Origin of the sequence: Aeromonas sp. QDB56, assembly GCF_027705505.1 — a bacterium.
GTDB classification, from domain to species: domain Bacteria; phylum Pseudomonadota; class Gammaproteobacteria; order Enterobacterales; family Aeromonadaceae; genus Aeromonas; species Aeromonas caviae.
The window spans coordinates 1-23,980 of record NZ_JAPDBZ010000040.1; the positions used below are offsets into that span (position 1 = coordinate 1).

General features: G+C 62.1%; 20 protein-coding genes, 1 pseudogene and 1 riboswitch. Of the genes and pseudogenes, 9 read left to right on the forward strand and 12 right to left on the reverse strand.

Translation table 11 applies throughout. From position 1 onward, the window contains the following. Positions 1-134: 134 nt before the first annotated feature. Positions 135-350 (reverse strand): DUF1107 family protein, encoded by a 216-nt coding sequence (locus OKB81_RS08710; protein ID WP_160837543.1) that lies wholly within the window; start codon positions 348-350, stop codon positions 135-137. Between the two features lie 177 nt (positions 351-527). On the opposite strand from OKB81_RS08710, the gene yfcD reads away from it, so the two are divergent. From yfcD to OKB81_RS08725, 3 genes are all read left to right on the forward strand, one after another. Next, positions 528-1,058: an NUDIX hydrolase YfcD gene (yfcD, locus tag OKB81_RS08715; protein WP_160837544.1), complete on the forward strand. Its 531-nt coding sequence runs from the start codon at positions 528-530 to the stop codon at positions 1,056-1,058. 112 nt (positions 1,059-1,170) lie between these two features. After that, positions 1,171-1,641 (forward strand): peroxiredoxin, encoded by a 471-nt coding sequence (locus OKB81_RS08720; protein WP_160837546.1) that lies wholly within the window; start codon positions 1,171-1,173, stop codon positions 1,639-1,641. A 124-nt stretch (positions 1,642-1,765) separates the two neighbouring features. Beyond that, positions 1,766-2,734, forward strand: coding sequence for a calcium/sodium antiporter (locus tag OKB81_RS08725; protein ID WP_010673489.1), 969 nt, complete (start codon positions 1,766-1,768; stop codon positions 2,732-2,734). 65 nt (positions 2,735-2,799) lie between these two features. Here OKB81_RS08725 and OKB81_RS08730 read toward each other — a convergent pair whose 3' ends face one another. Next, positions 2,800-3,948 (reverse strand): type III PLP-dependent enzyme, encoded by a 1,149-nt coding sequence (locus OKB81_RS08730; RefSeq protein WP_160837548.1) that lies wholly within the window; start codon positions 3,946-3,948, stop codon positions 2,800-2,802. Positions 3,949-4,454: 506 nt separating this feature from the next. Next, a riboswitch (glycine riboswitch) is annotated at positions 4,455-4,565 on the forward strand. Positions 4,566-4,672: 107 nt separating this feature from the next. On the opposite strand from OKB81_RS08730, the gene OKB81_RS08735 reads away from it, so the two are divergent. After that, positions 4,673-6,049, forward strand: coding sequence for an alanine/glycine:cation symporter family protein (locus OKB81_RS08735; protein WP_045523510.1), 1,377 nt, complete (start codon positions 4,673-4,675; stop codon positions 6,047-6,049). A gap of 201 nt (positions 6,050-6,250) precedes the next feature. Here the strand turns inward: OKB81_RS08735 and OKB81_RS08740 are convergent, their stop codons facing one another. Both OKB81_RS08740 and OKB81_RS08745 read right to left on the reverse strand, forming a co-directional pair. Then, positions 6,251-6,964 carry a lipoyl protein ligase domain-containing protein gene (locus OKB81_RS08740; protein WP_160837550.1) on the reverse strand — a complete coding sequence of 238 codons (714 nt, stop codon included), beginning with the start codon at positions 6,962-6,964 and terminating at the stop codon, positions 6,251-6,253. A 317-nt stretch (positions 6,965-7,281) separates the two neighbouring features. Then, positions 7,282-8,679 carry a nucleobase:cation symporter-2 family protein gene (locus OKB81_RS08745; RefSeq protein ID WP_160837552.1) on the reverse strand — a complete coding sequence of 466 codons (1,398 nt, stop codon included), beginning with the start codon at positions 8,677-8,679 and terminating at the stop codon, positions 7,282-7,284. Positions 8,680-8,922: 243 nt separating this feature from the next. Between OKB81_RS08745 and OKB81_RS08750 the strand changes: the two genes are divergently transcribed. Beyond that, positions 8,923-10,062: a GGDEF domain-containing protein gene (locus tag OKB81_RS08750; RefSeq protein WP_160837554.1), complete on the forward strand. Its 1,140-nt coding sequence runs from the start codon at positions 8,923-8,925 to the stop codon at positions 10,060-10,062. 30 nt (positions 10,063-10,092) lie between these two features. Here the strand turns inward: OKB81_RS08750 and OKB81_RS08755 are convergent, their stop codons facing one another. After that, a complete protein-coding gene (locus OKB81_RS08755; protein ID WP_010673495.1) occupies positions 10,093-10,341 on the reverse strand; it encodes a YciN family protein in 249 nt (82 codons plus the stop codon). Between the two features lie 150 nt (positions 10,342-10,491). Continuing rightward, on the reverse strand, positions 10,492-11,871 hold the full coding sequence (locus tag OKB81_RS08760) for an MATE family efflux transporter (protein ID WP_041213343.1): 1,380 nt from the start codon (positions 11,869-11,871) through the stop codon (positions 10,492-10,494). A 120-nt stretch (positions 11,872-11,991) separates the two neighbouring features. On the opposite strand from OKB81_RS08760, the gene OKB81_RS08765 reads away from it, so the two are divergent. After that, positions 11,992-12,849 carry a helix-turn-helix transcriptional regulator gene (locus OKB81_RS08765; protein WP_160837556.1) on the forward strand — a complete coding sequence of 286 codons (858 nt, stop codon included), beginning with the start codon at positions 11,992-11,994 and terminating at the stop codon, positions 12,847-12,849. Between the two features lie 55 nt (positions 12,850-12,904). Then, positions 12,905-14,599: an NAD-dependent malic enzyme gene (locus tag OKB81_RS08770; protein ID WP_160837558.1), complete on the forward strand. Its 1,695-nt coding sequence runs from the start codon at positions 12,905-12,907 to the stop codon at positions 14,597-14,599. A 74-nt stretch (positions 14,600-14,673) separates the two neighbouring features. Here OKB81_RS08770 and OKB81_RS08775 read toward each other — a convergent pair whose 3' ends face one another. The 4 genes from OKB81_RS08775 to OKB81_RS08790 form a co-directional block, all read right to left on the reverse strand. Further along, positions 14,674-15,732 carry an OmpA family protein gene (locus tag OKB81_RS08775; protein WP_160837560.1) on the reverse strand — a complete coding sequence of 353 codons (1,059 nt, stop codon included), beginning with the start codon at positions 15,730-15,732 and terminating at the stop codon, positions 14,674-14,676. 219 nt (positions 15,733-15,951) lie between these two features. After that, entirely contained in the window at positions 15,952-16,953 is a 1,002-nt protein-coding gene (gene ompA / locus OKB81_RS08780; protein WP_039039303.1) for a porin OmpA, read from the reverse strand. A gap of 412 nt (positions 16,954-17,365) precedes the next feature. Continuing rightward, positions 17,366-18,385: a porin OmpA gene (gene ompA / locus OKB81_RS08785; RefSeq protein ID WP_010673501.1), complete on the reverse strand. Its 1,020-nt coding sequence runs from the start codon at positions 18,383-18,385 to the stop codon at positions 17,366-17,368. A gap of 305 nt (positions 18,386-18,690) precedes the next feature. Then, the gene (locus tag OKB81_RS08790) at positions 18,691-19,278 is read right to left on the reverse strand and encodes a hypothetical protein (protein WP_049636314.1); all 588 of its coding nucleotides are present in this window, start codon (positions 19,276-19,278) and stop codon (positions 18,691-18,693) included. A gap of 258 nt (positions 19,279-19,536) precedes the next feature. Here OKB81_RS08790 and OKB81_RS08795 point away from each other — a divergent pair, with 258 nt between their 5' ends. Together OKB81_RS08795 and OKB81_RS08800 are read left to right on the forward strand one after the other, a co-directional pair. Beyond that, positions 19,537-19,803, forward strand: a complete 267-nt coding sequence (locus tag OKB81_RS08795; protein WP_010673503.1) for a helix-turn-helix domain-containing protein — start codon at positions 19,537-19,539, stop codon at positions 19,801-19,803. A gap of 195 nt (positions 19,804-19,998) precedes the next feature. Then, complete coding sequence (locus OKB81_RS08800; protein ID WP_160837562.1) at positions 19,999-21,360, forward strand: sodium-dependent transporter; 1,362 nt, start codon at positions 19,999-20,001, stop codon at positions 21,358-21,360. Between the two features lie 65 nt (positions 21,361-21,425). Here the strand turns inward: OKB81_RS08800 and rssA are convergent, their stop codons facing one another. Both rssA and OKB81_RS08810 read right to left on the reverse strand, forming a co-directional pair. After that, positions 21,426-22,295, reverse strand: a complete 870-nt coding sequence (gene rssA, locus OKB81_RS08805; protein ID WP_029313973.1) for a patatin-like phospholipase RssA — start codon at positions 22,293-22,295, stop codon at positions 21,426-21,428. A 34-nt stretch (positions 22,296-22,329) separates the two neighbouring features. Further along, positions 22,330-23,885: pseudogene (locus OKB81_RS08810) on the reverse strand (sensor domain-containing diguanylate cyclase). Positions 23,886-23,980 lie beyond the last annotated feature (95 nt).

A 23,980-nucleotide genomic window follows, 5' to 3' on the forward strand; every position in this document is an offset into this window, starting at 1 on the left:
TCCAGCGAAGAGGTAATGGATTTCAAGTGTGACGAGCTGATTTTGGGAAAAAAAGATGCCGATTCAAGGGCGCTTACGAATGAGCGGCGGGCAAATGTGTACATGGAAGTCGACGACAGACAGAAAGGAGTATGTCAGCCCGGCAACAGGGTGGAGGTGCGCAGATCGCGCACGGCCAGGTTGATCTGCCGGGCCAGGCTCAGCGCCTGATGACAGCTCAACGGCTTCACATCGATGATCCCCCCTTGAAACTCAAACCGCCCCAGTGCTTCAACAATGAAACTTCCATGATGGAAGCTCTTGATATATCGAGCAATTCGACGGGGAGACCACTGCTTGAACACCTTCATGGCAAGAGACCCTGTTGTTTGGACAGGGCACACTATGCCGACGGACCGTGACACTGATGTGACACTTGATAAAGATTTGTATGAATCTGCCTTGTGATCGACTGGCGTGCAGCCCCGGCGTTGAAAAAGTAGTGAGAGTCCGGGTCCGGGGCCCGATATACTGCGACCATTGCAGACATGACAAAGGTGCCGCACGTGGAGTGGGTGGACATAGTAGACGAGCAGGACAGGGTGATCGGGGTGGCCGAGCGCGCCAGGGTGCGTCAGGAAAACCTGCGCCATCGTGCCAGCTACATCCTGGTGCTGGATGAGGCTGAGCGCATCCTGGTGCAGCGGCGCACCCCGAGCAAGGATTTTTGCCCCGGCATGCTGGATGCCTGCGCCGGTGGCGTGGTGACCACGGGGGAGGCCATGGCCCTTTCCGCCCGGCGTGAGCTGGCCGAGGAGCTGGGGATCCGCGACGTGCCCCTACAGGATTACGGCACCTTCTATGCCGAAGGGGAGGCGAGCGGCAGCCGCTACCGGGTCTGGGGCGGCCTGTTCAGTTGTCACTATCAGGGGCCGCTGCAACTGCAGGCCGAAGAGGTGAGCGAGGTGCACTGGATGAGCCTGGGCGAGATAGCCGATCGGGCGGGCGAGTTCACGCCCGACTCCCTGCTCGCCATCGCCACCTGGCAGGCAAGGCGCCTGCCATCAGACCAGAAATAGGGGCGACAGGCGTTCGCTCCCCGATCGCTTTGTTGCTGCTCGATGGACCCCTTCGCCTTCTGGTGGAATGGGGTAGACTGGGCCTCTTTGAACCACAGAAGGATGCGTCATCATGATCACGGTCGGTCAATCCCTGCCCGCAGGGGAATTTACCTTTATCACCGCCGAGGGCAAGCAGGTGAAGGATACCCAGGCCCTGTTTGCCGACAAGCGGGTGGTGCTCTTTGCGGTGCCCGGCGCCTTCACCCCCACCTGCTCCAACGCTCACCTGCCGGGCTATGTGGTCCTGGCCGATGAGTTCAAGGCCAAGGGGGTGGAACTGTGCTGTCTGTCGGTCAACGACGCCTTCGTGATGAAGGCGTGGCAGGAGGCACAGAACGCCTCTGACATCACCATGCTGGCGGACGGCGACGGCAGCTGGACCCGGACACTGGGTCTGGCCAAGGAGACCGGGGCCTTCGGCGGCGTGCGGGCCCAGCGTTTTGCCCTTATCGCCAACGACGGTGTGGTGGAGCGGCTCTTCGTGGAGGCGCCGGGCAAGTTCGAGGTGTCGGATGCCCAGAGCCTGCTGGCGGCGCTGTGAAAGATTAATCGGTGTTTGATTACACCTTGAAATAGCAAGCGGCCCCGTTACACTGAGGCCGCGTTTGGATGGAGCCAGGCAACTTGCCTGGCTCTCGTGTTTGCCGTGGATGAGATAGAACAATATGACCCTGGCTTTTGTTGCCCTGATTGCCGGACTGGCGTTGCTGGTCTGGAGTGCCGACAAGTTCGTGGACGGCGCCGCCGCCACCGCCCGTTACGCCGGTATGCCGCCGCTGCTGATCGGCATGGTGATCATCGGTTTTGGTACCTCGGCCCCCGAGATGGTGGTCTCCGCGCTGGCGGCCTCCCAGGGCAATCCCGGGCTCGCGCTCGGCAATGCCTATGGCTCCAACATCACCAATATTGCCCTGATCCTGGGTCTGACCGCCCTGATCAGCCCCATTGCCGTCGCCTCCCAGGTGGTGCGCAAGGAGATCCCCATCCTGCTCGGCATCACCCTGCTCTCCGGCGCCCTGCTCATCGATGGCAATCTGGGCCGGATGGATGCCGCCATTCTGGGGGCCGTGTTCGCAGTGCTGATGGGCTGGTCCATCTGGGCCGGCATGAACGGCAAGGGGGATGCGCTGGATACGGATACCGAGGAGGACATCGTCTCCGAGGGGATGTCTCTCAAGAGCGCCATCCTCTGGCTCATCGTCGGCCTGGTGCTGCTGATCGGGGCTTCCCGTCTGCTGGTGTGGGGGGCGGTGACCATCGCCCAGGGTTTTGGCATCAGCGATCTGGTGATTGGCCTGACCATAGTCGCGGTGGGGACCTCCCTGCCGGAGCTGGCATCGTCCCTCATCGCCATTCGCAAGAACGAGCACGATCTGGCCCTTGGCAACGTGCTCGGTTCCAACCTGTTCAACACCCTGGCCGTGGTGGGCATCGCCGCCGGCATCCACCCGCTCGAGGTGGCGCCCGAAGTGCTTTCCCGCGACTGGAGCATCATGATGGGGCTGACCCTGTTGCTGCTGGTGATGTGTCTGGGCCGCAAGGGGCAGGGGCGCATCAACCGGCTGGAGGGGGGCGTGCTGCTCGCCTGCTTCGTCGCCTACACCGGCTGGCTGCTGACGAGCCAGTTCATCTAGTCTGGTGATGAAATGAAAGAGGGGACGCCGCGGCGTCCCCTCTTTTTTGTGCGCGGGTCCTGGTCTCAGGCCACGGCAACCAGCTTCTGCTTCTGGGCGCTGTCCAGGATCAGGATGCTCGCCTTGGGGAAGAAGTTGAAGGTGGACGCGGAGGCCCAAGTGTAGGCCCCCATCACCCGACCCACCACCAGCTCGCCGATCTCGAGATCTGGCAGCATGATGCTGTCGCGGATGACGTCCACGCTGTCGCAGGTGGGGCCGGAGAGCACCGCATTGTGCAGTTCGCCGTGGGCATAGGGCGTGCTCACCGGGTAGGTGACGTGGTCGTAGAGCTGGCCGTTGTAGCTGCCGTAGAGACCGTCATCCAGGTAGTACCAGATCTTGTCGCCGCGGTGGGCCTTGCCCATCACGCTGGAGACCGAGGTCATGGCTGGCGCGCTGATGAAGCGGCCCGGCTCGGCAATCTTCTGTACCGTGGCGGGCAGCTTGGCCAGGGCCTCGCGGATCGGGGCGCAGAAACCGTCGATGTCGAACTCGCCGCCGTCATAGTCCACCGGGAAGCCGCCGCCGATATCCAGCACCCAGGGCTTGAGCCCTAGCTCCCAGGCCTGCTCCATGATCTCGCGGCAGGCGTCGATGGCCTGCACGTGGCGATGGGCGTGGGGCACCTGGGAGCCGACGTGGAACGACAGCCCCATCACCTTGATCCCCTTGGCCTGGGCCAGTTGCAGCAACGGCAATGCCTGCTCCGGGGTGCAGCCGAACTTCTTGGAAAGATCGACCTTGGTCTCGGGGTTGGGGAAGCTGACCCGCAGCAGCAGTTTCACTTCATCCTTGTAGGGCAGGAACTTTTCCAGCTCCAGCGGGTTGTCATAGACAAACACGGTGCAGCCGAATTCCAGGGCATAACGGATGTCGCTGTCACGCTTGATGGGATGGGTATGGATGCAGCGTCCCGGGCGAACCCCTTGGCTGCGCACCAGATCCACTTCGCCATTGGTGGCCAGATCGAAACAGGCCCCCTCTTCCTTCAAGACAGAGACCACCGCCTCGTGGGGCAGGGGCTTGAGTGCATAATGCAAGCGCACATCGGGCAGGGCGGCCGCCAGGGCCCGATACTGTTTGCGGACGGCTGCCTTGTCGAGCAGCAGCAGGGGGGAGCCGAATTGTTCAACCAACTGACGGTAATCTTGTGCGACCAGGGTCTCGTTCATTCTCTTTTGATAGTCCTTAGGGGGCGTGATATGCCCAAGCCATATGCGATTGAACCGGCGACGGCCGGCTCAGGCGAGCGGTCCGGAGGGACCCACCAGGCACATTGCATAACTCCCTTGCAAAGTGCTTAGTTATGCGCGGGATTATCGGCTTATTGAGTTTGTGTGCAAGCGTTTTGATTGGATATGTCGGCAAGTTTTTCTGGTCGAGACGAAACAGGCTCTTGATACGGGGAGCGATCAGGGCCGTGATGGGGAGCACCTCCGAAGGGAGCTTGATAAGCTGTTAATAGTTAACGAACTAATAACATCAGGCCCGGGGGTTGAGGCCAGGTAAAAAGGGGGCGCCGGGGCCAGGGAGTGCGAGACAGCTCACATTTTTTGGATTACCATGCCCGCTTCCTGATCCAAACTAGTTCGGATGAAGGTAGCAGGAGAGCGATGGGCAACCATCCACCGAAGAAGTGAATCTTTCAGGTACCGGGCAACCGGTGTGGACTGCTACTGGACGATACTCTGGAGAGACCCGTTGAATCGGGCGCCGAAGGAGCAAGGTACCGTGATTGCATCGCAATCTGGCGCCGGAAACTCTCAGGCAAAAGGACAGAGGGGATGGGATGGTTGTACCTGGGCTTGGCCCGCATCCGATCGCCTCTGGCCGATCGCGACACCTATGGGAAGATCATCCTTCTCCTCCTTAATCGTTGTTTTTTAAGGAGGATGCATGTCATCAATTCAATCGGCGCTCGCCGCCATCGATAGCTTTATCTGGGGTCCCCCCCTGCTGATCCTGCTGGTCGGGACCGGTATCTATCTCACCTGGCGATTGGGTCTGCTTCAGATCGTGCGTTTGCCGCTGGCCCTCAAGCTGGTCTTTGGCCGCGATCAGGGGCAGGGCAAGCAAGGGGATGTCTCCAGCTTTGGTGCCCTGTGCACCGCCCTCTCCGCCACCATCGGCACCGGCAACATCGTCGGGGTCGCCACCGCCATCAAGCTCGGCGGCCCGGGCGCCCTGTTCTGGATGTGGATGGCCGCCCTGTTCGGCATGGCCACCAAGTACGCCGAGTGCCTGCTGGCGGTGAAATATCGCCAGCAGGACGCCAACGGCCAGATGGCGGGTGGCCCCATGTACTATCTGGAGAAAGGGCTCGGCTCCAGGCCGCTCGCCAAGCTGTTTGCCCTGTTCGGCATCGGCGTCGCCTTCTTCGGCATCGGTACCTTCCCCCAGGTCAACGCCATCAGTGATGCCATGAGCCTCTCCTTCTCGGTACCCCGTGAAGTGACCGCCGTGGTGCTGACCCTGATCGTGGCGCTGGTGACCCTGGGGGGTATCCAGTCCATCTCCAGTGTGTCGAGCAAGGTGGTGCCCTTCATGGCCATCTTCTACATCGTCGCCTGTGCCGGGGTGCTGGTGAACAATGCAGGCGCCCTGCCCGATGCGGTCATGCTGGTGATCGGGAGCGCCTTCACCGGCCATGCGGCCACCGGCGGTTTCGTCGGCGCCGGCATTATGCTGGCGATCCAGTCCGGGGTGGCGCGCGGAGTCTTCTCCAACGAGTCGGGCCTGGGTTCGGCCCCCATCGCGGCGGCGGCGGCCAAGACCGATTCCTGCGTGGAGCAGGGGCTGGTCTCCATGACCGGCACCTTCATCGACACCATCATCATCTGCACCATGACCGGCCTGACGCTGGTGGTGACCGGGGTGTGGAGCGGCGATGCAAGCGGTGCGGCCATGACCAGTCTGGCCTTTGCCCAGGGGCTGGATGCCCATGTGGGCCAGTATCTGGTGAGCATCGGCCTCTTGTTCTTCGCCTTTACCACCATCCTTGGCTGGAACTACTACGGCGAGCGCTGCACCGAGTACCTGTTCGGGGTGAAGGCGATCAAACCCTACCGCCTCATCTATCTGGTGCTGGTGGCGAGCGGTGCCTTCCTCCATCTGGACCTGATCTGGCTCTTGGCCGACATCGTCAACGGCCTGATGGCGGTGCCCAACCTCATCGGCCTCATCGGCCTGCGCCACGTGGTGATTGCCGAGACCCGCGCCTACTTCAGCCGGGACCGGGATACGGAATCCGAGCCCGAGCCGCAGACGGCCTGATGAGAAGCGGGCCTGCGGGAAGTCCTGTCACCGGGCTCCTGTCCATGGTGTCAACCGGGATCCGGGCTGGGATGGCAAAACCCGGGGCTTGATCCCGGCTCCGCTGACAATATCTGTGCGAAATACGCAAAAGCTACGACGCTCATCGTGGCTTTTTTGCATTTTACGCAATGAATGGCGGCGCTTGTTGCCCCCAGGGGGTCAGGGGGAGGGAATATCTCCGGTGAGCCGCTGCGCCAGCGCCCTGCTCACCCGGCTCACCAGGGCCGCCTCCTCCCCCTGCCAGCCAATGGCGTGGGCCAGGGTGGTGGAGGTGCCCGGAGCAAAGCGCAGCTCGCCCCCGGCCAGTTCGTAGAAGCGGCTCGCCATCCGGGTGCCCTCGTCCACATCCCCCGCCACCAGCAGCATGGCCTGAGCCAGCACGGCGCCGTCGTGATCCCGGCCCGGCGCCAGCCAGCGCTGGGCGGTGCCGGTCACCTTGCGCCCTCCGATCACCAGGTTGTACTGGCCGTCGCAAAACGAGCCGGGCACGAAGTCGTAGCTGCCCGCAAGACCGTGTTCCTCCAGCAGGGCGAGCAGGGGCGCCCCCAGCAGCCGGTAGTAGTGGGCCAGATCCGTGGTGGTGCGGGGCAGCATGAGGGAGAGGTTGAGGATGCCGGCGCCGTGGGGCACGGCGGTGCCGCCGCTGTCGCGCACGAACACCGGCCAGCCCTCGGCGGCAAGCTGCTCGCAGGCGGCCTGGTAGCGGGGCAAACGGGTGTCCTTGCGGGTGACGATGAGGCATTGGGGGCCCTGCCAGAGGAGGGCTCTGGGCTCGCCGTCACCGGCGCACTCCCGCAGCCAGCGCTGCTCCTCGGCCAGGATCTGGTCGGGTGTCTGGTGGGCGGGCGGCGGGGGCTGCAGGGTATAAGGCATGAGAGGCATCCTTTGGCAGAGGCTGCCAAGCACAGTACGCGCGGGGGCAAACAAGGTAAAGCCCCGCATGGCGGCAATGCTGTTCAGATAATCACATTTTTGACTAATTATTCATAAATGCGACTTGAGTTGGGGGAGCAAGGCTGTTTCCAGTCGATGTTCCTTCAGCCTTTATCCAGCGTGGCTTGCAATAGAAAGAGGGAGGCATCATGCCTCCCTCATTTTTTAGCCCTGATACTACGTGGACTGGAACTCAAATTCTCTTAAGTGAACAGCATTGCCGCATGGCGGGGCTTTGGTGCAAGGATGGCGGAGTGTCAGGCCTGTGCGACGGCGCGCCTGGGCAGCAGCAGATTGAGCAGGATGGCGGTGAGGCCGCCGGTGGCGACGCCGTAGGAGAGCACGCTCCTGGCCAGCTCCGGCAGGTGTTGCAGCACCTCGGGCACCTGGGCCACTCCGAGACCCATGGCGAGCGACACCGCTAGGATCATCAGGGCGCGGCGGTCCAGCTCCTCCCGGGAGATGATGCGCACCCCGGCGGCGGCGATGGTGCCGAACATGACGATGGTGGCGCCGCCGAGCACGGGCTCGGGGATCTGTTGTACCAGACTCGCCACCGCCGGGAACAGGCCGAGCAGGGCCAGCATGGCGGCGATGAAGAGGCCGACGTGGCGGCTGGCCACACCGGTCAGCTGGATGACGCCGTTGTTCTGGGCGAAGGTGGACATGGGGAAGGTGGAGAAGACCGCCGCCAGCATGGAGTTGGCGCCGTCTGCCAGCACGCCCCCCTTGATCCGCGCCATGTAGACCGGCCCTTCCAGCGGCTCGCCGGAGATGTCGGAGGTGGCGGTCATGTCGCCTATGGCTTCCAGCGCCGTCACCACGAAGATGATGGCGAGCGGCACGAACAGCTGCCAGTCAAAGCCGAGCCCGTAGTGGAGCGGAACAGGCACCATCACCAGGGGGCCGTCGAAGGTGGGAGCAGCCACCTTGCCCAGCAGCAGTGCCACCGCATAGCCCGCCAGCATGGCGATCATGATGGCGGAGAGGCGCAGCCAGGGGTTGCGACTGCGCTGCATCAGCACGATGAGGCCGAGCACCAGCAGGGAGAGAAAGAGGTTGGTGTGACTGGCGAAGCTGCCGTCCGCCAGGGCGCCGTAGCCGCCCCCCATGCTGATGAGCCCTACCTTGATGAGGGTCAGGCCGATGAGCAATACCACGATGCCGGTCACCAGCGGGGTGATGATCCGTTTGACCAGGTGCAGGAAGCGGCTCATGACGACGATGGTGAGGGCCGCTGCCAGCATGGTGCCGAACAGGGTGCCCAGCAGATCGTCGGTGGGCATGGCCGCCTGCTTGAGGGCGAGGCCGGAGGCGATGATGGGACCGAGGAAGTTGAAGCTGGTGCCCTGTACCGAGAGCAGGCCGGAACCGAGGGGGCCGAAACGGCGGGTCTGGATGAAGGAGGCGATGCCGGACATGACCAGGGACATGGAGACGATGTAGCGGGTGTCATCGGCAGGGAGGCCGAGGGCGTTGGCGATGATGAGGGGCGGGGTGATGATGGCGACAAACATGGCGAGCATATGCTGCAGGGCGGCGAACAGGGTCTGGGGCAGGGGGGGGACATCCTCGATGCCGTAGACCAGTTCGCTGTGGGCTCGCCTGGGGGGATGGGCCTCTCGGATGGCGCTTGGGGCGGCAGCCTGTTCCATAAATACCTCGAATGTGTGGGGGGATGGGAGAAAATTGGGCGCTATTTTAGTGATTGGCATCGCGCTTTCCAGCGCTAATTGAGCGCAAAATCGTTTATTTCCTGATGGGTTGAAACGTTTTCCTGTGGCGATTAAGATCCGCCGGTTTGTGTGAGACCGATCCCTCACAAAGGGGAGGGAGGCTGATGCATCAGGATGGGGACGGTGTAGAATGAGCCCTCGGTTCGAAGATGGAGACTCTGGATGCTGAAGCTGTCGGAGTTCTGGAGTGCCCGCGCCCACTCCGAAGATTTTACCCTGACCCGGATGGGCTTCATGACGGTGCGGCTGCGGCTGCTCACCTGTCTGCTGATGGCGGGGCTCCCGAGCTGGGTCCTGGTGGACTGGCTGACCCTGCCAGCCATCCAGTTCGAGGCGCTGTTCCAGGTCAGGATCTTCTGCCTGCTGGCCCTCTCGCCCCTCATCCCCCTCTCCTATCTCATCCACTTCAAGCGCGAGCGCATGAAGCTGGCGCTGGGCTACCTGATGGCGGTGATGATGCTCTTCTCCCTCATCTGCCTGCACAGCTTCGGCGCGGATCAGGAGATGCAGGCGGGCTACATGGCCTTCCCCTATTTGCTCATCAGCCTGTTCGCCATCTTCCCCATTCCCCTCTCCCTCAGCCTGCAACTGGCGGGGGGCATTCTGGCCACCATGCTGGCGGGCAACTGGTTGCTGGTGGGCCAGCCTCTTTGGAGCGTGCAGACCCTCAATCAGGTCTGGCTGCTGGGGCTCTTTGCCATCGCCAGCGCCTGGGTGCAGTGCGGCCAGCTCAACATGCTGCTGCAACTCTATCGGGAATCCACCACGGACGAGCTGACCGGCATGATGAACCGCCGCCTGCTGATGAAGCAGCTCGAGAAGGCGAGGGCCGCCATGATCCGCAAACAGGCTCCCTTCGCGGTGCTGCTGCTGGATCTGGACCGCTTCAAGCGCATCAACGACACCTTCGGCCATCTGGCGGGGGATGCGGTGCTCAAGGAGGTGGCGGCCACCCTGTCGGAACAACTGGAGCCCGGCATGGTGCTCGGGCGTTACGGCGGGGAGGAGTTTGCCATCCTGTTGCCCGGTTGCACGGATCTGGCACAAGCCAAGCGGGTGGCGGAGCGGCTGCGGGTCGCGGTGGAGGCGAGGTTGGTGAAAAGCCCCACCTCCGACGAGCTGCTGGAGGTGACGGTGAGCATCGGTCTGACCCTGGCCCAGCGTGGCGAGAGGGTGGAGGATCTGCTCAACCGGGCGGACGAGTGCCTCTACATGGCCAAGATGGCGGGTCGCAACTGCGTGGTGGCCGAGGCCGGCAAACCCGCGGGCGATGCAGGGCGCACAAAAACGGATGCCGCCTGAGGGCGGCATCCGGTGATGACGGGGCAGGCGTCAGGCCAGGGTGTATTTGCCGGAGAGCTGCTGGGCCAGCAGCTTGAACATGTTGAACACCGCCATGGTCTTGCCGGTCGGGGTGCCGTCCTCTGCCAGGAAGAACTCCCCCTTGAACACCAGAATGTCCCCCTTCTGCTCCACCGAGTCGGCGCGCATGCCGTGGATGAAGTCCTCGTGTTCACGAATGATCTTGTTGGCCATCTCCAGCAGGGCAGTCTCGGTGATCCGCTCTTTTTGTGGTTGCATGCTCGTCTCCTTAAACGACTACTGGGCAGGGGCACAAGGGTCGGCATGGCCGGCGCACCCCGCCTCTGATTGAAGAGGGGGCCAGCATACTGCAAAGCGGGATTTTCTGTCATTGATATGACCCCGCATTTCCCGCTTTGCGCTCTTCCCTTATCCCAGCACCAGATTGCGCAGCCAGCGCCGCTGGCGAATGCGGCGCTGCACCAGCAGCACCTTGGAGAGCTCTTCCAGCAGGACCACCGCCACCACCCAGGAGAGGGGCCAGCCCAGCAGGCTGACCGCCACCCAGGCCAGCGGCAGGCCGATGCACCACATGCCGACGATGTCGATGAAGATGCTGTAGTTGACGTCCCCCCCCGAGCGCAGCACCCCGACGATCCCCACCATGTTGAATACCTTGAGCAGCATGCCCAGACACATGATAGCGAGCACCTGGCCGGCCTCAGTCATCAGCTCGCCCGGCAGGTTGCCGACCCATTGCAGCAGGCTGCCCTGCATCAGCCAGACGGCGGTCCCCACCAGTAGGGCGCCGACGGGGGCCAGCAGCAGGAAGAGCTGGGAGTGCTGCCAGGCCTCGTCATACTCCTCTGCCCCGAGCCGGTGACCGAGCAGGGTGGAGCAGGCCACCGCCAGCCCGAAGAAGAGGGAGATGAGGATGCTCTCCAGCGTGCCGAGGGTGGTCATGATGGCCAGGGCGTCGGTGCCGAGGTGCGCGTAGAGGAAGCCGTAGAGCAGCATGCCGAAGGCCCAGAGCCCGTCGTGCAGCAACAGCGGCAGGGCGATCAGGGTGAAGCGCACCACCTCCTTGCGCCTGAAGGCGGCGAGCCAGTCTTGCTTGCGCGGGATGAGACGGGGCTCGGCACGCCACACATAGGCAAGCAGCAGCGCGGTCTGCAGCAGACGCGAAAGGGTGGTGCCCCAGGCGGAACCGGCTACTCCCATGGCCTCGGCGCCGAAATGGCCGAAGATGAGGGCATAGTTGAGGATGACGTTGGCGATGATGGCGATGATGCCGATGCGGGTCGGCGCCGCGGCATTGCCCACCGAGCGCAGGGCCGACTCCAGGGGCACCACCACGGCGGTGCAGAGGATGGTGGCGCCGGTGATCATCAGGAACTCGTCGGCCAGCTCGCGCAGCGCGGGCTCCTGGCTGGCAAACCCGAGCACGCTGCCCGGTGAGAGCACATAGACGAGGGCAAAGGGCAGGCTCACCGCCAGGGCGCCCACCAGGGCCAGGGCCAGGGAGCGGCGCACCCCGGCCATCTCGCCACGGCCGAAATATTGTGCCGCCAACACCGAGACCCCGCCCGAGAGCCCCGCTATCACCAGCAGATTGAAGAAGAAGACCCGGTTGCCCAAGCCGACCGCCGCCACAGCCGTGGTGCCGAGCTGGCTCACCATCATGATGTCGATGAGGCCGAGCAGGGAGAACATCATGGATTGCAGCGAAACCGGCAGGGCCAGTCGCCACAGTCGCGTCATGAACTCGCGATCGGTGGTTTGTTTTAAAATCGCTTGCCAATAATTCATTTATGTTAACCGGGTTGGTAAAAATCAGGGTTTGTCGTGGGTATGATAGGGGTGATATCGGGAGGCTTCACTGTGAGCCTCTCTCGGCTTTCTTGTGCAAAACTATCCTGTTGAGGTGCTATGCCATTTATCAGCGAGTGTCTGGAAATCGCCCCGGCCTGCGAAGAGCGGATGCTGGGACGCGAAGGGCTGCCCCTGCTTGGGGAGGCAGGCGTCTTCCTGACCGGCCTCTCGACGATACGGGAGCACTACCTTATCCGCCGCAACCGACCGGAGTTTCATATCCTGATGGTGAGCCATGACGAGGGGGGCGCCCTGCTCACCGATGGCGGGGAGCAGCCCATCCCGGCGGGAGCCCTGGTCTTTCTCCCGGCCGCCGTGCCGGGGGGCTTCAGGCTGGTGGGGGAAGCCTGGCATACCAGTTGGATCCTGCTTGACGACGTGCCGCGCTGGCAGCATCTGCACCGGCTTGGCCATCGCATCTGGCAGGGGGAGGAGGGGGAGCAGCTCTACCACCTGCTCAGCCTGATGCAGGGGGAGGGAATACGTTCGCCGCTCCAGCCCCAGCTGCTGAGCCTGCTGCTGGCGCTCTTGGAGCGGACCCTGCAGGGGGAGGTGCGCGGCACGCCGGAGTTGCGGCTACAGGCGCTGTTTCGGCGGGTGGAGGCACGTCTGGACGAGCCCTGGAGCGTGGCCCTGCTGGCCGACCAGATGGCCTGCTCGGTGCCCCATCTGCACCGGCTCTGCCAGCAGGTGTTCGGCATGGGCCCCATGGCCTGGCTCACCGGGCTTCGCATGAACAAGGCGCGCCAGTTGCTGCTCTACACCAACTGGCCGCTGGCCGAGCTGGCGGCCCGGGTCGGATACAGCGACGGCGCCAACTTTGCCAACCGTTTTCGGCGTCTGACGGGTCAGACTCCGGGGGCCTTTCGTCGACTGGGTCGCAAACCTTTCGCAAGGGAGGTGCAAACCCTTTGAAATTGTTGGCTCAAGCCCATAGGATCGACGGGCCACACAGTCAAGGTACAGATCCATGTTTGAAGATAATAATCAAAAACGTCCCCTCTACATTCCCTACGCAGGTCCAGCCCTGCTGGAGACGCCGTTGCTCAACAAGGGCAGCGCCTTCACCAGCGAAGAACGCAGCAGCTTCAATCTGGAAGGTCTGCTGCCCCAGAACATCGAAACCATCGAAGAGCAGGCAGAGCGTGCCTATCGCCAGTTCATGGCGTTTGGCAACGACATGGACAAGCACATCTATTTGCGGAACATCCAGGATACCAACGAAACGCTCTTCTACCGCCTGCTGAACAATCATCTCACCGAAATGCTGCCGGTCATCTACACCCCGACGGTCGGCAAGGCGTGCGAGGAGTTCTCCAACATCTATCGTCGTGCTCGCGGCCTCTTTATCTCCTATCCGGACAAGGACAGGATCGATGACATGCTGCAAAACGCCACCAAGCAGAACGTCAAGGTGATCGTGGTCACCGATGGCGAACGCATCCTGGGTCTCGGGGATCAGGGCATCGGCGGCATGGGCATTCCCATCGGCAAGCTCTCCCTCTACACCGCCTGTGGCGGCATCTCCCCGGCCTACTGCCTGCCGGTGGTGCTGGACGTGGGCACCAACAACCAGCAGCTGCTGAACGACCCCTTCTACATGGGGTGGCGCCATCCGCGCATCTCCGGCGAAGAGTACGACGAGTTCGTCGATGCCTTCATCCAGGCGGTCAAGCGCCGCTGGCCGGACATCCTGCTGCAGTTCGAGGATTTCGCCCAGGGCAATGCCACCCCGCTGCTCAACCGCTACAAGGATGAGCTGTGTTGCTTCAACGATGACATTCAGGGGACCGCCGCGGTGACCCTGGGCAGCCTCATCGCCGCCTGCAAGGCCTCCGGTGCCAAACTCTCCGAGAAGCGGGTCGCCTTCCTCGGGGCGGGCAGTGCCGGGTGCGGCATCGCCGAGCAGATCGTGGCGCAGATGAAGGCCGAAGGGCTGACCGACGCCGAGGCGCGGGGCCGGGTCTTCATGGTGGACCGATTCGGTCTCATCACCGACAAGATCCCCAACCAGCTCGACTTCCAGCGCAAGCTCTCCCAGCCGGTCGAGCGGATCAAGGAGTGGCCGGTGGGGGACAACATCTCCCTGCTGGAGGTGATGGAGCACGGTCGCCCGGACATCCTGATCGGGGTCTCCGGCCAGCCGGGTCTGTTTACCGAAGAGGTGGTCAAGACCATGCACAAGCACTGTGCCCGTCCCATCATCTTCCCGCTCTCCAACCCCACTTCCCGTGTGGAAGCAACCCCGGCGGATCTCATTCGTTGGACCGACGGCCAGGTGCTGGTCGCCACCGGCAGCCCGTTCGCACCGGTGGAGTACAAGGGCAAGCGCTACGTCATCGCCCAGTGCAACAACTCCTTCATCTTCCCGGGTATCGGCCTTGGGGTGATCGCCTCCGGTGCCAACCGGGTGACCGATGCCATGATGATGTCGGCCAGCCGTGCCCTGGCGGATTGTTCACCCCTGGTGAAGGGGGAAGAGGGCTCCTTGCTGCCGGATCTGGCGGACATCCATCAGGTCTCCCGCTACATCGCCAAGATGGTGGCCAAGACCGCCATGTTGCAGGGCAAGGCGGTGCAGACCCCCGATGATGTGATCGATCAGGCCATCGAGGCGAACTTCTGGCGCCCCGAGTACCGCCGCTATCGTCGTACTTCCTTCTGATCCCAAGGGGACAGACACGCAGAAGGGATGCCTCGGCATCCCTTTTTTGTGCACGGCTGTGAAGGAAGAGGAGGTTATTGTGCCGGTTGCTCGGCGGGGGCGGGCTCGGCGGGATTGCTGACACCGGTGACCCGGATTTCGACCCGGCGATCCGGGGCCAGGCAGTCGATGAGGGCAGCCCTGGCCTTGATGGCATCACACTGGGTGCCGGTGACCGGGTTGCTCTCGCCGTTGCCCTGAATGCTCACCTTGTCGGCGGGCAGCCCCTTGCCAATCAGGAAGTTGGCGACCGTGCTTGCACGGGCCTCCGACAGTGCCTGGTTGTTGGCATCCGAGCCGATGCGGTCGGTGTAGCCCATCACCATGGCGTTGCCATCTTTGGGTTTGACGTCGACGATCTGCTGGTAGAGGGCGTCGAGTGCCTGCATCCCCTCCGGTTTGAGCTCCGCCTTGCCAAAGGCAAACAGCACATCCGAACTCAGGTTGAAGGTCTGATCCACCGGCTCGGGAGCCGGGGGCGGCGGTGCCACGACCAGAGGCGCGGCCACCGGCACTGCGGCGACGGTGCGATTGGGGTGAAGCACCAGCTCGATGGTGGTGGTACTGATGTCGCTGACCCAGCGTTTGGTACCGCTGCCCACCTTGTCGTTGTCAGGATCGTCCCCGACTCGCACCATGTAGCGGTAGCGGGTCTGGATGTCTACCCAGTCGCTCAGTCTGGCGGTCAGGCCCAGACCCGCCAGGGGAGCCAGGTTGTCATCTCCCCCGTTGACGGAGTCGACGTGATAGAGATAACCGCCCCCTTCGGCAAAGACAGAGAAGATGTCCCCCAGCGGTAAACGGCCAATGACCGACAGGGTGGCCCCCTTGCTGTTGAAGTCCTGGCCGGCAATATCCCAGTCACCGGTGGAGAGGTAGCCGAGCTCTGCCCCCAGATTCTCGTTGTAGTTGTAGCCGACAAAGGCGTTGATGGCGGTCGCGTCCTTGCCGACGTCCTGGCTGAAATCATCGATGTCATGGGCAAAGGCCCAGCCACCCCCAGCCCCCACATACCAGTCGTGAACAGGTGCCGCCTGGGCGGCACTCGTCGCCAATGCCAATGCAATCCACACAGGTTTCAGTCTTATGTTCATCGCGTATCCTCGTCGATGTTGGGTGTTATAGGGCTCCCAGCCCTTTGCTATGTATAGCCAACATTATGTATAGGCGATGTGAGCGCATTAACCATTTAAGTGACGCATCTGTATGGAAAATCGGTGAGACAGGCAGGTGGGCTGCCCGCGCTGGCGGTGCCGTCCGGGCATTAAAAAAGGGGCCGGAATGGCCCCTTTTTGCAACAGGTGGTTGTCCCCTTATTGCTGCACTTCCTGTACGCCGGTGACGCGCACTTCGACGCGGCGATCCGGTGCCAGGCAGGCGATCAGCTGAGCCTTGGCCTTGATGCCGTCACACTGGGTGCCGGTGACCGGGTTGGCTTCACCACGACCTTCGATGGAAACCTTGCCAGCCGGCAGACCCTTGCCAACCAGGAAGTCGGCCACGGTGCGGGCACGGGCTTCAGACAGCTTCAGGTTGTAGGCATCGGAGCCGATGCGGTCGGTGTAACCCACCACCACGGCGCTGCCATCTTTCGGCTGGACGTCGACGATCTGCTGATACAGGGTGTTGAGCGCAGCAGCCCCTTCCGGCTTCAGGGTGGATTTGCCGAAGGCAAACAGCACGTCCGAGCTCAGGGAGAAGTTCTTGTCGACCATGACGGGCTCGGGAACCGGCTCGGGAGCCGGTGCCGGGGCCGGTGCCACATAGGTGGTGCGGTTCGGGTGCATCACCAGTTCCAGGGTGGCGACGCTCATGTCGGTTTTCCAGGTTTTCTGATCGTCACCCAGATCCCACATGTAGCGGTAGCGGGCCTGCAGGTCGATAAGGTCGGAGAGCTTGGCAGTCAGACCCAGACCCGCCAGCGGCGAGGTGCCGTTGTCGCTCTGGCCATTACCGTTGACGTGGTTGAAGTAGGCACCCCCTTCGGCGAAGACGGAGAAGATGTCATTCATGGGCAGGCGTGCGATACCGGACAGGGTGGCACCCTGGGTCTTGAAGTCGACGCCATCGACGCCGGCTTTGCCGGCATAGAGATAGCCGAGCTCGGCGGCAAAGTTCTCGGTGAAGTTGTAACCGCCGAACAGGGAGAGCGCGGTGGCGTCCTTGTCAGCATCCTGGCCGAAGGTATCCAGGTCGTGGCCATAGGCCCAACCTGCACCCATACCCGTGTACCAGTCGTCGGCCGCCTGAGCGGTGGTGGTTCCCATGGCTGCAATGGCCAGAGCAATCAGGGTTGGTGCCATTTTCATTTTCATCGTTTTATCCTCGTTGAGTTGCCGTGCTATGGGCGTACTGCGCACTCTTTGTTATGCCGGCCTCAGATGACACTTCATGTGCGACACCGTGAGCGGATCACGGACGGCTTGAATAAAAAATGGATGGAAACCTGGATTCTCATGAAGCTGTTTCTCCATGGACAACTAACCGGGCACTGAGCACTTTTAATAGTTCATCCAATGTCTTACAAGCGTTGCTACTGTATTCTTTTGAATCAGCGTGATCAAGTTTCTGCACAGATATGCAGCGCCGACACCGGTGTCGCGGGGCCGCAATAGGGGAGCAAAGGGGAGAAAAGGTGAGACAGAGAGTGTCGCTGGGGGGAGGAGAGAGACAGCAAAAGGGGATGCCGTTGCATCCCCTTTTTTACGTTACCTGAGCGAAGTCAGATTACTTTTGAACTTCTTGTACGCCGGATACGCGAACTTCTACGCGACGGTCCGGAGCCAGGCAGGAGATCAGCTGAGCCTTGGCCTTGACGCCGTCACACTTGGTGCCGGTGACCGGGTTGGCTTCGCCGCGACCTTCGATGGCAACCTTGCTGGCAGCCATACCTTTGCTGACTAGGAAGTTGGCAACGGTGCGGGCACGAGCTTCAGACAGCTTCTGGTTGTAAGCGTCGGAACCGATACGGTCGGTGTAACCAACAACAACGGCGTTGCCGTCTTTCGGCTGGAACTCAACGATTTGCTGGTACAGAGCGTTCAGGGCTTGCACACCTTCGGCCTTCAGGCTGTCTTTGCCAAAGGCGAACAGCACGTCGGAGTTCAGGGCGAAGTTCTTCTCAACGATTTGCGGAGCCGGGGCCGGTGCTTCTTCAACAACCGGGGCCGGAGCAGGCGCTACGTAGGAAGTACGGAACGGGTGGTAAACGGCTTCCAGGGTCGCAACGCTCTGGTTGGACTTGTAGCGTACGTTGTCGGCGTGCAGGTCAGCCACGTCCCACATGTAGCGGTAGCGAGCTTGCAGATCCAGCGCGTCGTTGACCTTGTAGGTCACACCGGCACCGGCCAGCGGGGATACTTTGGTATCGCTGGTACCCAGACCGTCGGTGTGGCCCCAGTAGGCGCCAGCTTCACCGAACAGGGAGAAATCGTTGCCCAGCGGCAGACGAGCGATACCGGACAGGGTGGCACCCTGGCTCTCGTAACGGTTGCCGTCGGTGTTGCCACGGCCGGTGTACTGGTAGCCCAGCTCGGAACCGAAGTATTCGTTGAAGTTGTAACCAACGAAGGCATTGGCAGCAGCCGCATCTTCTTCGCCAACGTTCACGCCTTCGATCTTGTTCAGACCGTTGAAGTGAGTTGCACCAACACCGGCGCCGAAGTAGATGTCGTCAGCGGCGTGAGCTGCAGTTGCACCCATGGTGGCCATAGCGATGGCGATCAGGGAAGGAGCCATTTTCATCATAAAATAATCCTCGTTGAGATGGCACGTTGTTCACGTGCTTCGCACTTTGTAATTTATGTAAGCTGCTGGCTCTGTCGACCAACGACGTTGGTGCGAACAGGGATCCTAGATCCATCCAGGAGGCACGTATCTGGGTGCACAAGTGCGCGGGTTGCACTGTCGACAATGCATACTCCGCCACGAACAGCCGACGTCATTCCGATGACGTGGCGCACTTTATGCCCATTTCAAAACATGATCAAGCTCACAGATAAGGGATGGGGCAAATTGTGTCGTAGGGATAACTGGCTGTTTCTTGGGATTTATTAGTGATCCAAGTAGGCGCGATGCAGTTTCTTCTCAAGCTTCATATAAGCCTCAGCCCAAGCGTGCCGCAGGGTGGCGTCACCCGCCCTGACCGAGAGGACAGCAAGATAGTCCGCCTCAGTTGCTTCGCACAGCAAGGGTGTGAAACTGAGCAAGAAGTGACGGGCGAGGTAGGGATCGAGAGGCCAGATGTTGAGGATGGCCCGCGCCACGGGCTGGACGGCGGTGGAGCAGATGAAGTGCCGATGACCCGCTTCCAGCCATTGGGCCATCTCGGCGAGGCTTTCTTCCGGCACGATGCCGCCATCGCCTTTCTCCCTGGCCAGCGTCATCGTGTGACCATTGCCCAGTGCCAGGGTGCCGTTTTCTGCCACGACGCCGTCGTGGCTGCGCAGGGGAAGCGTCGTCTGGCCTTCAAGATAGAGGCTGCAGCTGTCCGGGAGGGCCGCCAGCACGGTGGCGGCGTCCCCCTGCATGGCCATGGGCAGCCAGAACGCTTCGGCCCGGGTCTGCAGACCCTGGGCGAGCTGACGGGGGAGGGAGTCCGGGTCGGAATGAAGACGGGAAATGATGCCGGGAAATGCCATGTTGATGACTCTCTTGGAAATAACCGGCGAATTATACGAGGGATGGCCGGGCAACAAGAAAGGTTTCTTTTCGAGACTGTTTACCTGAGGCGACGCAGCGATTACCATCCCCGAGGTTTGTGAAGGGTTGTCGTCGAAAGACGCTGATTATAGATAGAGGCTCGACCATAACGAGTCCGTTCAAAACTGATACACTTGACTACGAGTCGTCGCGAAAAATAAAGGTGGAGTCAATCCGCCGAACGGAGTATGAAACACATGAATTCAAATATCGTAACTGTTGGCAAGAAGATCCGTCAGATCCGCGAAGCGGTAGGCCTGAGCCGTCCCAAGTTTGCCGATCTGCTGGGCGTCCCCCCAACCACCCTGAAGAACTATGAACTGGGTTACCGTGAAGTCGGAGGCGCCTTCCTGGTTGCCCTGGCCCACCACCCCGATCTGCACAAGTTCACCCTCTGGCTGCTGGCTGACAAGAAAGTCGCCGAAATCGGCCAGATCGGTCCGGACGATATTGCCAAGGCTTGATTCAGTTCAACCTTGATAAAAATGCCGCCCTCGAGGCGGCATTTTTTATTTGTCAAAATGGATGATTATTTAATTAAATAATGCGTTGTGTGCGGTCAACGGCGATTTTCACTAAATCATCTTGTCGGGCTGGATTAATCCACGGAACACTCCGACCCTTTTAATTCAGGCGGTGATCCACACAGCGAGACAACGATGAGCCAATCCATTACCAAAGCCAGAGATGGGTTTACCAGCACCTTTGGCGTGCTGGCCGCGACCCTGGGGTCTGCCGTCGGGCTCGGCAATATCTGGAAGTTTCCCTATCTGACCGGTGAGAACGGTGGCGCCGGTTTTCTGCTGGTCTATGTCATCGCCACTCTGCTGGTGGGATTGCCGGTGATGATCTCCGAGATCATGCTGGGGCGCGAGGCCAGGACGGATGCGGTCAGCGGGCTCATCAAGCTGGCTCCGAAGGGGCAACCCTGGTGGCTGATCGCCGCCATGGGGGTGAGCGCGGCCTTCCTCATCATGTCGTTCTACTCCGAGGTGGCGGCCTGGGTGTTTGCCTACATCTTCAAGGCGGCCAGCGGCGAGATCCTCTCCACCGATCCCGCCGTCACGGGTGCTGCCTTCAATTCACTCATCACGGATCCCTTGCAGAGTCTGCTCTGGCAGTGGCTGGTGCTGGCCCTGATGGGGGGGATCTTGCTGATGGGGGTCTCCAGGGGGATCGAAGCGGTCACCAAGCGGTTGATGCCACTGCTCTTCATCCTGCTGCTGGTGATAGGCGTGCGCAGCCTGACTCTGCCCGGAGCAAGCGAAGGACTGCATTTCCTGTTCTCGCCGGATTTCTCCAAGGTGACCGCAGGCGTCGTGCTGACGGCCATGGGGCTGGCGTTCTTCAAGCTCTCCATCGGGATGGGCTGCATGATGACCTATGGCAGCTATTTTCGCGATGATCAGCACCTCCCTCTCACCACGGTACGAGTGATGTGCGCGGATCTCTTCGTCTCCATGCTGGCGGGGATCGCCATCTTCCCGGCGGTGTTTGCCTTTGGCTTCGAGCCGAGCGCAGGCCCCTCCCTGCTGTTCATCACCATACCCGCGGTCTTTGCCAGCATCCCGTTTGGACACCTCTTCATGGTGCTCTTTTTCGTGCTCTCCGCCATCGCAGCCACCGGGGCCATGCTCTCCATCCTGGAGGTGCCGGTCTCGGTGCTCTCCGAGCGCTTTCACATGAGCCGCATAAGGGCAACCTTGATCAACCTGCTGGTACTGGGGGCGGTCGGCTCGACCTGTGCGCTCTCGAGCAGCACGCTGGCGGATGTGCAGGTTGGCGGGAAAACCTTCTTCGATCTGTTCGACTTCGTCTCTTCCAACGTGCTGATGCCCCTTGGCGGCATCTTCCTCTGCCTCTTTGTGGGCTGGGTATGGGGATTCGAGCGGATGACGACGGCGCTGACCAATGGAGGCAAGCTATCGCTGCCCATCCTCAGGCCCCTGTTTTTCATCATCCGCTATGTGTCGCCGCTGCTGATCCTGGTAGTGATGCTCAAGGGGCTGGGGCTGTTCTGAGCCGCGTCGCCAGAAACAAAAAAGCGCCTATTGGCGCTCTTTTTGTCTTTTACCCCGATATGTCTTCATATCAGGCAGAGTCGTGACAGCTCCTCCTTGAGCTGCTCCAGGTTGCGCTCGACACAGGCTTCCCCCTCGTTGATGGCGTCGCTCGCGCGGTGGAAATCCATGATGGAGAGGTTGCCAAGGCGCGGGCAGAGCTGGATCTCGGGGGGATCCCCGGCCATCCGGGCACGGGTGATGCGCTCCTGCATGATGTTGATGGAGCCCGTCATCACCCCCCACATGCCGGGGGTACTGGGTTCGCGCTCGCCCCGGTTCAACCACTGGCTGAGCAGCCCCCCCTGCACGGGCTCGTCCGGTTCGTCGGTCCAGGGCTGGTGCATGTCGGTGTTGAGGTTGACGGCGATCACCACCTCGGCTCCCATGGCGCGGGCCAGGGAGATGGGGACCGGGTTGACCACGGCCCCGTCCACCAGCCAGCGATCCTCCACCCGGGTCGGGGTGAGCAGGCCGGGCATGCCGCAGGAGGCGCGCACACACTGGCGAAGCGGCCCTTCCTGCAACCAGATCTCGCGACCGGTATCGAGTTCGGTGGCGACGCAGGCAAAGGGCAGCGGCAGGCTTTCGATGGCGGGATCCCCCAGATGGCCGGCGGCGATGCCAAACACCTTGTCACCGCGAAACAGGCCGCCTGAGAGGGCAGGATCGAGCAGCCCCATGACCTGCAGGCGGCTGAAGCCGCGCACCCAGCTCTCCAGCTTGTCCAGTTCACCAGCGGCATAGGCTGCGCCGACAAAGCTGCCGATGGAGCAGCCAGCCACCAGATCCGGCTTGACGCCCAGTCGCTCCAGGGCACGGATGATGCCGATGTGGGCCCATCCTCGGGCCGCACCGCTGCCCAGGGCCAATCCCAGACGGGGTTTTCGTGACACAGTTGCGTCTCCTGACATGAAGTGGGAGTCCAGCTTACTCCGGCTTCTCCTGCCCGTCATCCTGCCACGCTTCGCTGCGATTGCGGCCGTTGGCCTTGGCCTGATAGAGGGCGATATCGGCGCGGCGGATCACCTCCTGCAAGGAGATGGCCGGTGACTGGCGACAGTGGCCCAGGCTGACGGTCACCTTCAGCTCGGCCGCGATGGCGCTCCAGGGATGCTCTGCTATGCACAGACGAAGCCGCTCGGCCAAGGGGGCCAGAGGGATCGCTTCATCGGCGACGAGCAGCAGGAACTCCTCGCCGCCCCAGCGGATCAGGTGGCACTCCCGTGTCAGCAGGGACTGGCAGAGCTGCACCAGACGGATGAGGACCTGATCGCCCACCCCGTGGCCGAAACGGTCGTTGACTTGTTTGAAGTGATCGCAGTCAAACATGATGGCGCCGATGCGTTGGCGGCCTGCCAGGGCCTGGCGGTGTTCGAAGGCATCGAAGTAGTGGCGGTTGAAGGCGCCGGTCAGGGCATCGTGGCGCGACAGATAGTTGAGGCGGCGGTTGAGGCGCTGGGCACGCAGGCTGGAGACGGTCGCCACCACCAGACAGAGAATGGTGATGAGCGCCGTCGCCGATTGCCACAACAGCGTCTGCAGCAGAGGCAGCAGCGGGATGCGATGGATGAGGGAGAGCGGTGTCTCCGGGATGGGGTAGACGAGCTGCAAGGCGCCCTGTTGCCACTCATATTCCGCTGACTGCGCCGTCCTGACCGGGGGCGGTGCGGTACCGGACTGGCTGCTGGCGAGGATCTGCTGATGGGCGTTGAGCAGGAACAGGGTGCCAATCCGGGGGGCGAGGCGGTGCAGGGTCTGCGCCAGCGTGACGGTCTGGATGTCGATGCTGAGCAGGCCAATGATCTGGCCGCCCTGGGTAATGGGCTGGGAGAGGGTGATCATCTGCCCCCGTCCGGCAAAATCCTGGTAGGGGCGCGAGAGCATGGCGTGCTCCAGGTGGGGATGCCTGGCCATCGCCTCCTGCCAGTAGGCCTTGCTGTAAATCACGGGATCGAAGCGAAACTGGCTGGATGGCACCCAGGGATAGAGGTAGATGAAATTGTCCGTACCGGTGAAGTAGATCCAGGCCACGTCCCTGTCCAGCAGCTTGCTGGCCGTGGCGAGCAGGGGGGAGAGGCTGAGGGCGAGATGTATTCTGGCTTGCCGCTCGCTGCCGTCATGGGGCAGCGGGCCCTGCCCGGTCAGGTTGCCGATGAGGGCGGGGGCAGATCGACGGGGATGCGATCCAGATTGATGCCGTGCTCCCCGTCGGATTGCAGCGCCTGATAGAGCTGGCGAGAGAGCACGGACTGGGGATTGCTGCGCAGGCGCTCCTCCGCCTGGCCGCGCATGGCCTCAAGGAAGGTCTCCATCCGCTGGTGCTGGCTGCTGAGCTGGGTCGCGGCGTTGATGGTGTCACGCTTGTTGATCTCGGTAACCTGGCGAAACGCATGTTGCAGGGCGAGCAACAGCAGCAGCAGGCCGAGGCCCAGCAGCAGCCACTGCAATCGGTATCTGGCAAAGGCGGGGGAGGGAATGGACATGGGCGTACCGGAAGATGGCGAGAGTCGGCATCAGTGTAAGGCAGAACCCTGACGCGCGTGCCGACAAGATGCGTTTTTGATGATCTTCTCACCGG

Excerpts from the sequence above, each read along its gene's own strand:
- OKB81_RS08710 (WP_160837543.1), bottom strand. The coding sequence starts at position 350 with ATGAAGGTGTTCAAGCAGTGGTCTCCCCGTCGAATTGCTCGATATATC.
- yfcD (WP_160837544.1), top strand. The coding sequence starts at position 528 with ATGACAAAGGTGCCGCACGTGGAGTGGGTGGACATAGTAGACGAGCAG.
- OKB81_RS08720 (WP_160837546.1), top strand. The coding sequence starts at position 1,171 with ATGATCACGGTCGGTCAATCCCTGCCCGCAGGGGAATTTACCTTTATC.
- OKB81_RS08725 (WP_010673489.1), top strand. The coding sequence starts at position 1,766 with ATGACCCTGGCTTTTGTTGCCCTGATTGCCGGACTGGCGTTGCTGGTC.
- OKB81_RS08730 (WP_160837548.1), bottom strand. The coding sequence starts at position 3,948 with ATGAACGAGACCCTGGTCGCACAAGATTACCGTCAGTTGGTTGAACAA.
- OKB81_RS08735 (WP_045523510.1), top strand. The coding sequence starts at position 4,673 with ATGTCATCAATTCAATCGGCGCTCGCCGCCATCGATAGCTTTATCTGG.
- OKB81_RS08740 (WP_160837550.1), bottom strand. The coding sequence starts at position 6,964 with ATGCCTTATACCCTGCAGCCCCCGCCGCCCGCCCACCAGACACCCGAC.
- OKB81_RS08745 (WP_160837552.1), bottom strand. The coding sequence starts at position 8,679 with ATGGAACAGGCTGCCGCCCCAAGCGCCATCCGAGAGGCCCATCCCCCC.
- OKB81_RS08750 (WP_160837554.1), top strand. The coding sequence starts at position 8,923 with ATGCTGAAGCTGTCGGAGTTCTGGAGTGCCCGCGCCCACTCCGAAGAT.
- OKB81_RS08755 (WP_010673495.1), bottom strand. The coding sequence starts at position 10,341 with ATGCAACCACAAAAAGAGCGGATCACCGAGACTGCCCTGCTGGAGATG.
- OKB81_RS08760 (WP_041213343.1), bottom strand. The coding sequence starts at position 11,871 with ATGAATTATTGGCAAGCGATTTTAAAACAAACCACCGATCGCGAGTTC.
- OKB81_RS08765 (WP_160837556.1), top strand. The coding sequence starts at position 11,992 with ATGCCATTTATCAGCGAGTGTCTGGAAATCGCCCCGGCCTGCGAAGAG.
- OKB81_RS08770 (WP_160837558.1), top strand. The coding sequence starts at position 12,905 with ATGTTTGAAGATAATAATCAAAAACGTCCCCTCTACATTCCCTACGCA.
- OKB81_RS08775 (WP_160837560.1), bottom strand. The coding sequence starts at position 15,732 with ATGAACATAAGACTGAAACCTGTGTGGATTGCATTGGCATTGGCGACG.
- ompA (WP_039039303.1), bottom strand. The coding sequence starts at position 16,953 with ATGAAAATGAAAATGGCACCAACCCTGATTGCTCTGGCCATTGCAGCC.
- ompA (WP_010673501.1), bottom strand. The coding sequence starts at position 18,385 with ATGATGAAAATGGCTCCTTCCCTGATCGCCATCGCTATGGCCACCATG.
- OKB81_RS08790 (WP_049636314.1), bottom strand. The coding sequence starts at position 19,278 with ATGGCATTTCCCGGCATCATTTCCCGTCTTCATTCCGACCCGGACTCC.
- OKB81_RS08795 (WP_010673503.1), top strand. The coding sequence starts at position 19,537 with ATGAATTCAAATATCGTAACTGTTGGCAAGAAGATCCGTCAGATCCGC.
- OKB81_RS08800 (WP_160837562.1), top strand. The coding sequence starts at position 19,999 with ATGAGCCAATCCATTACCAAAGCCAGAGATGGGTTTACCAGCACCTTT.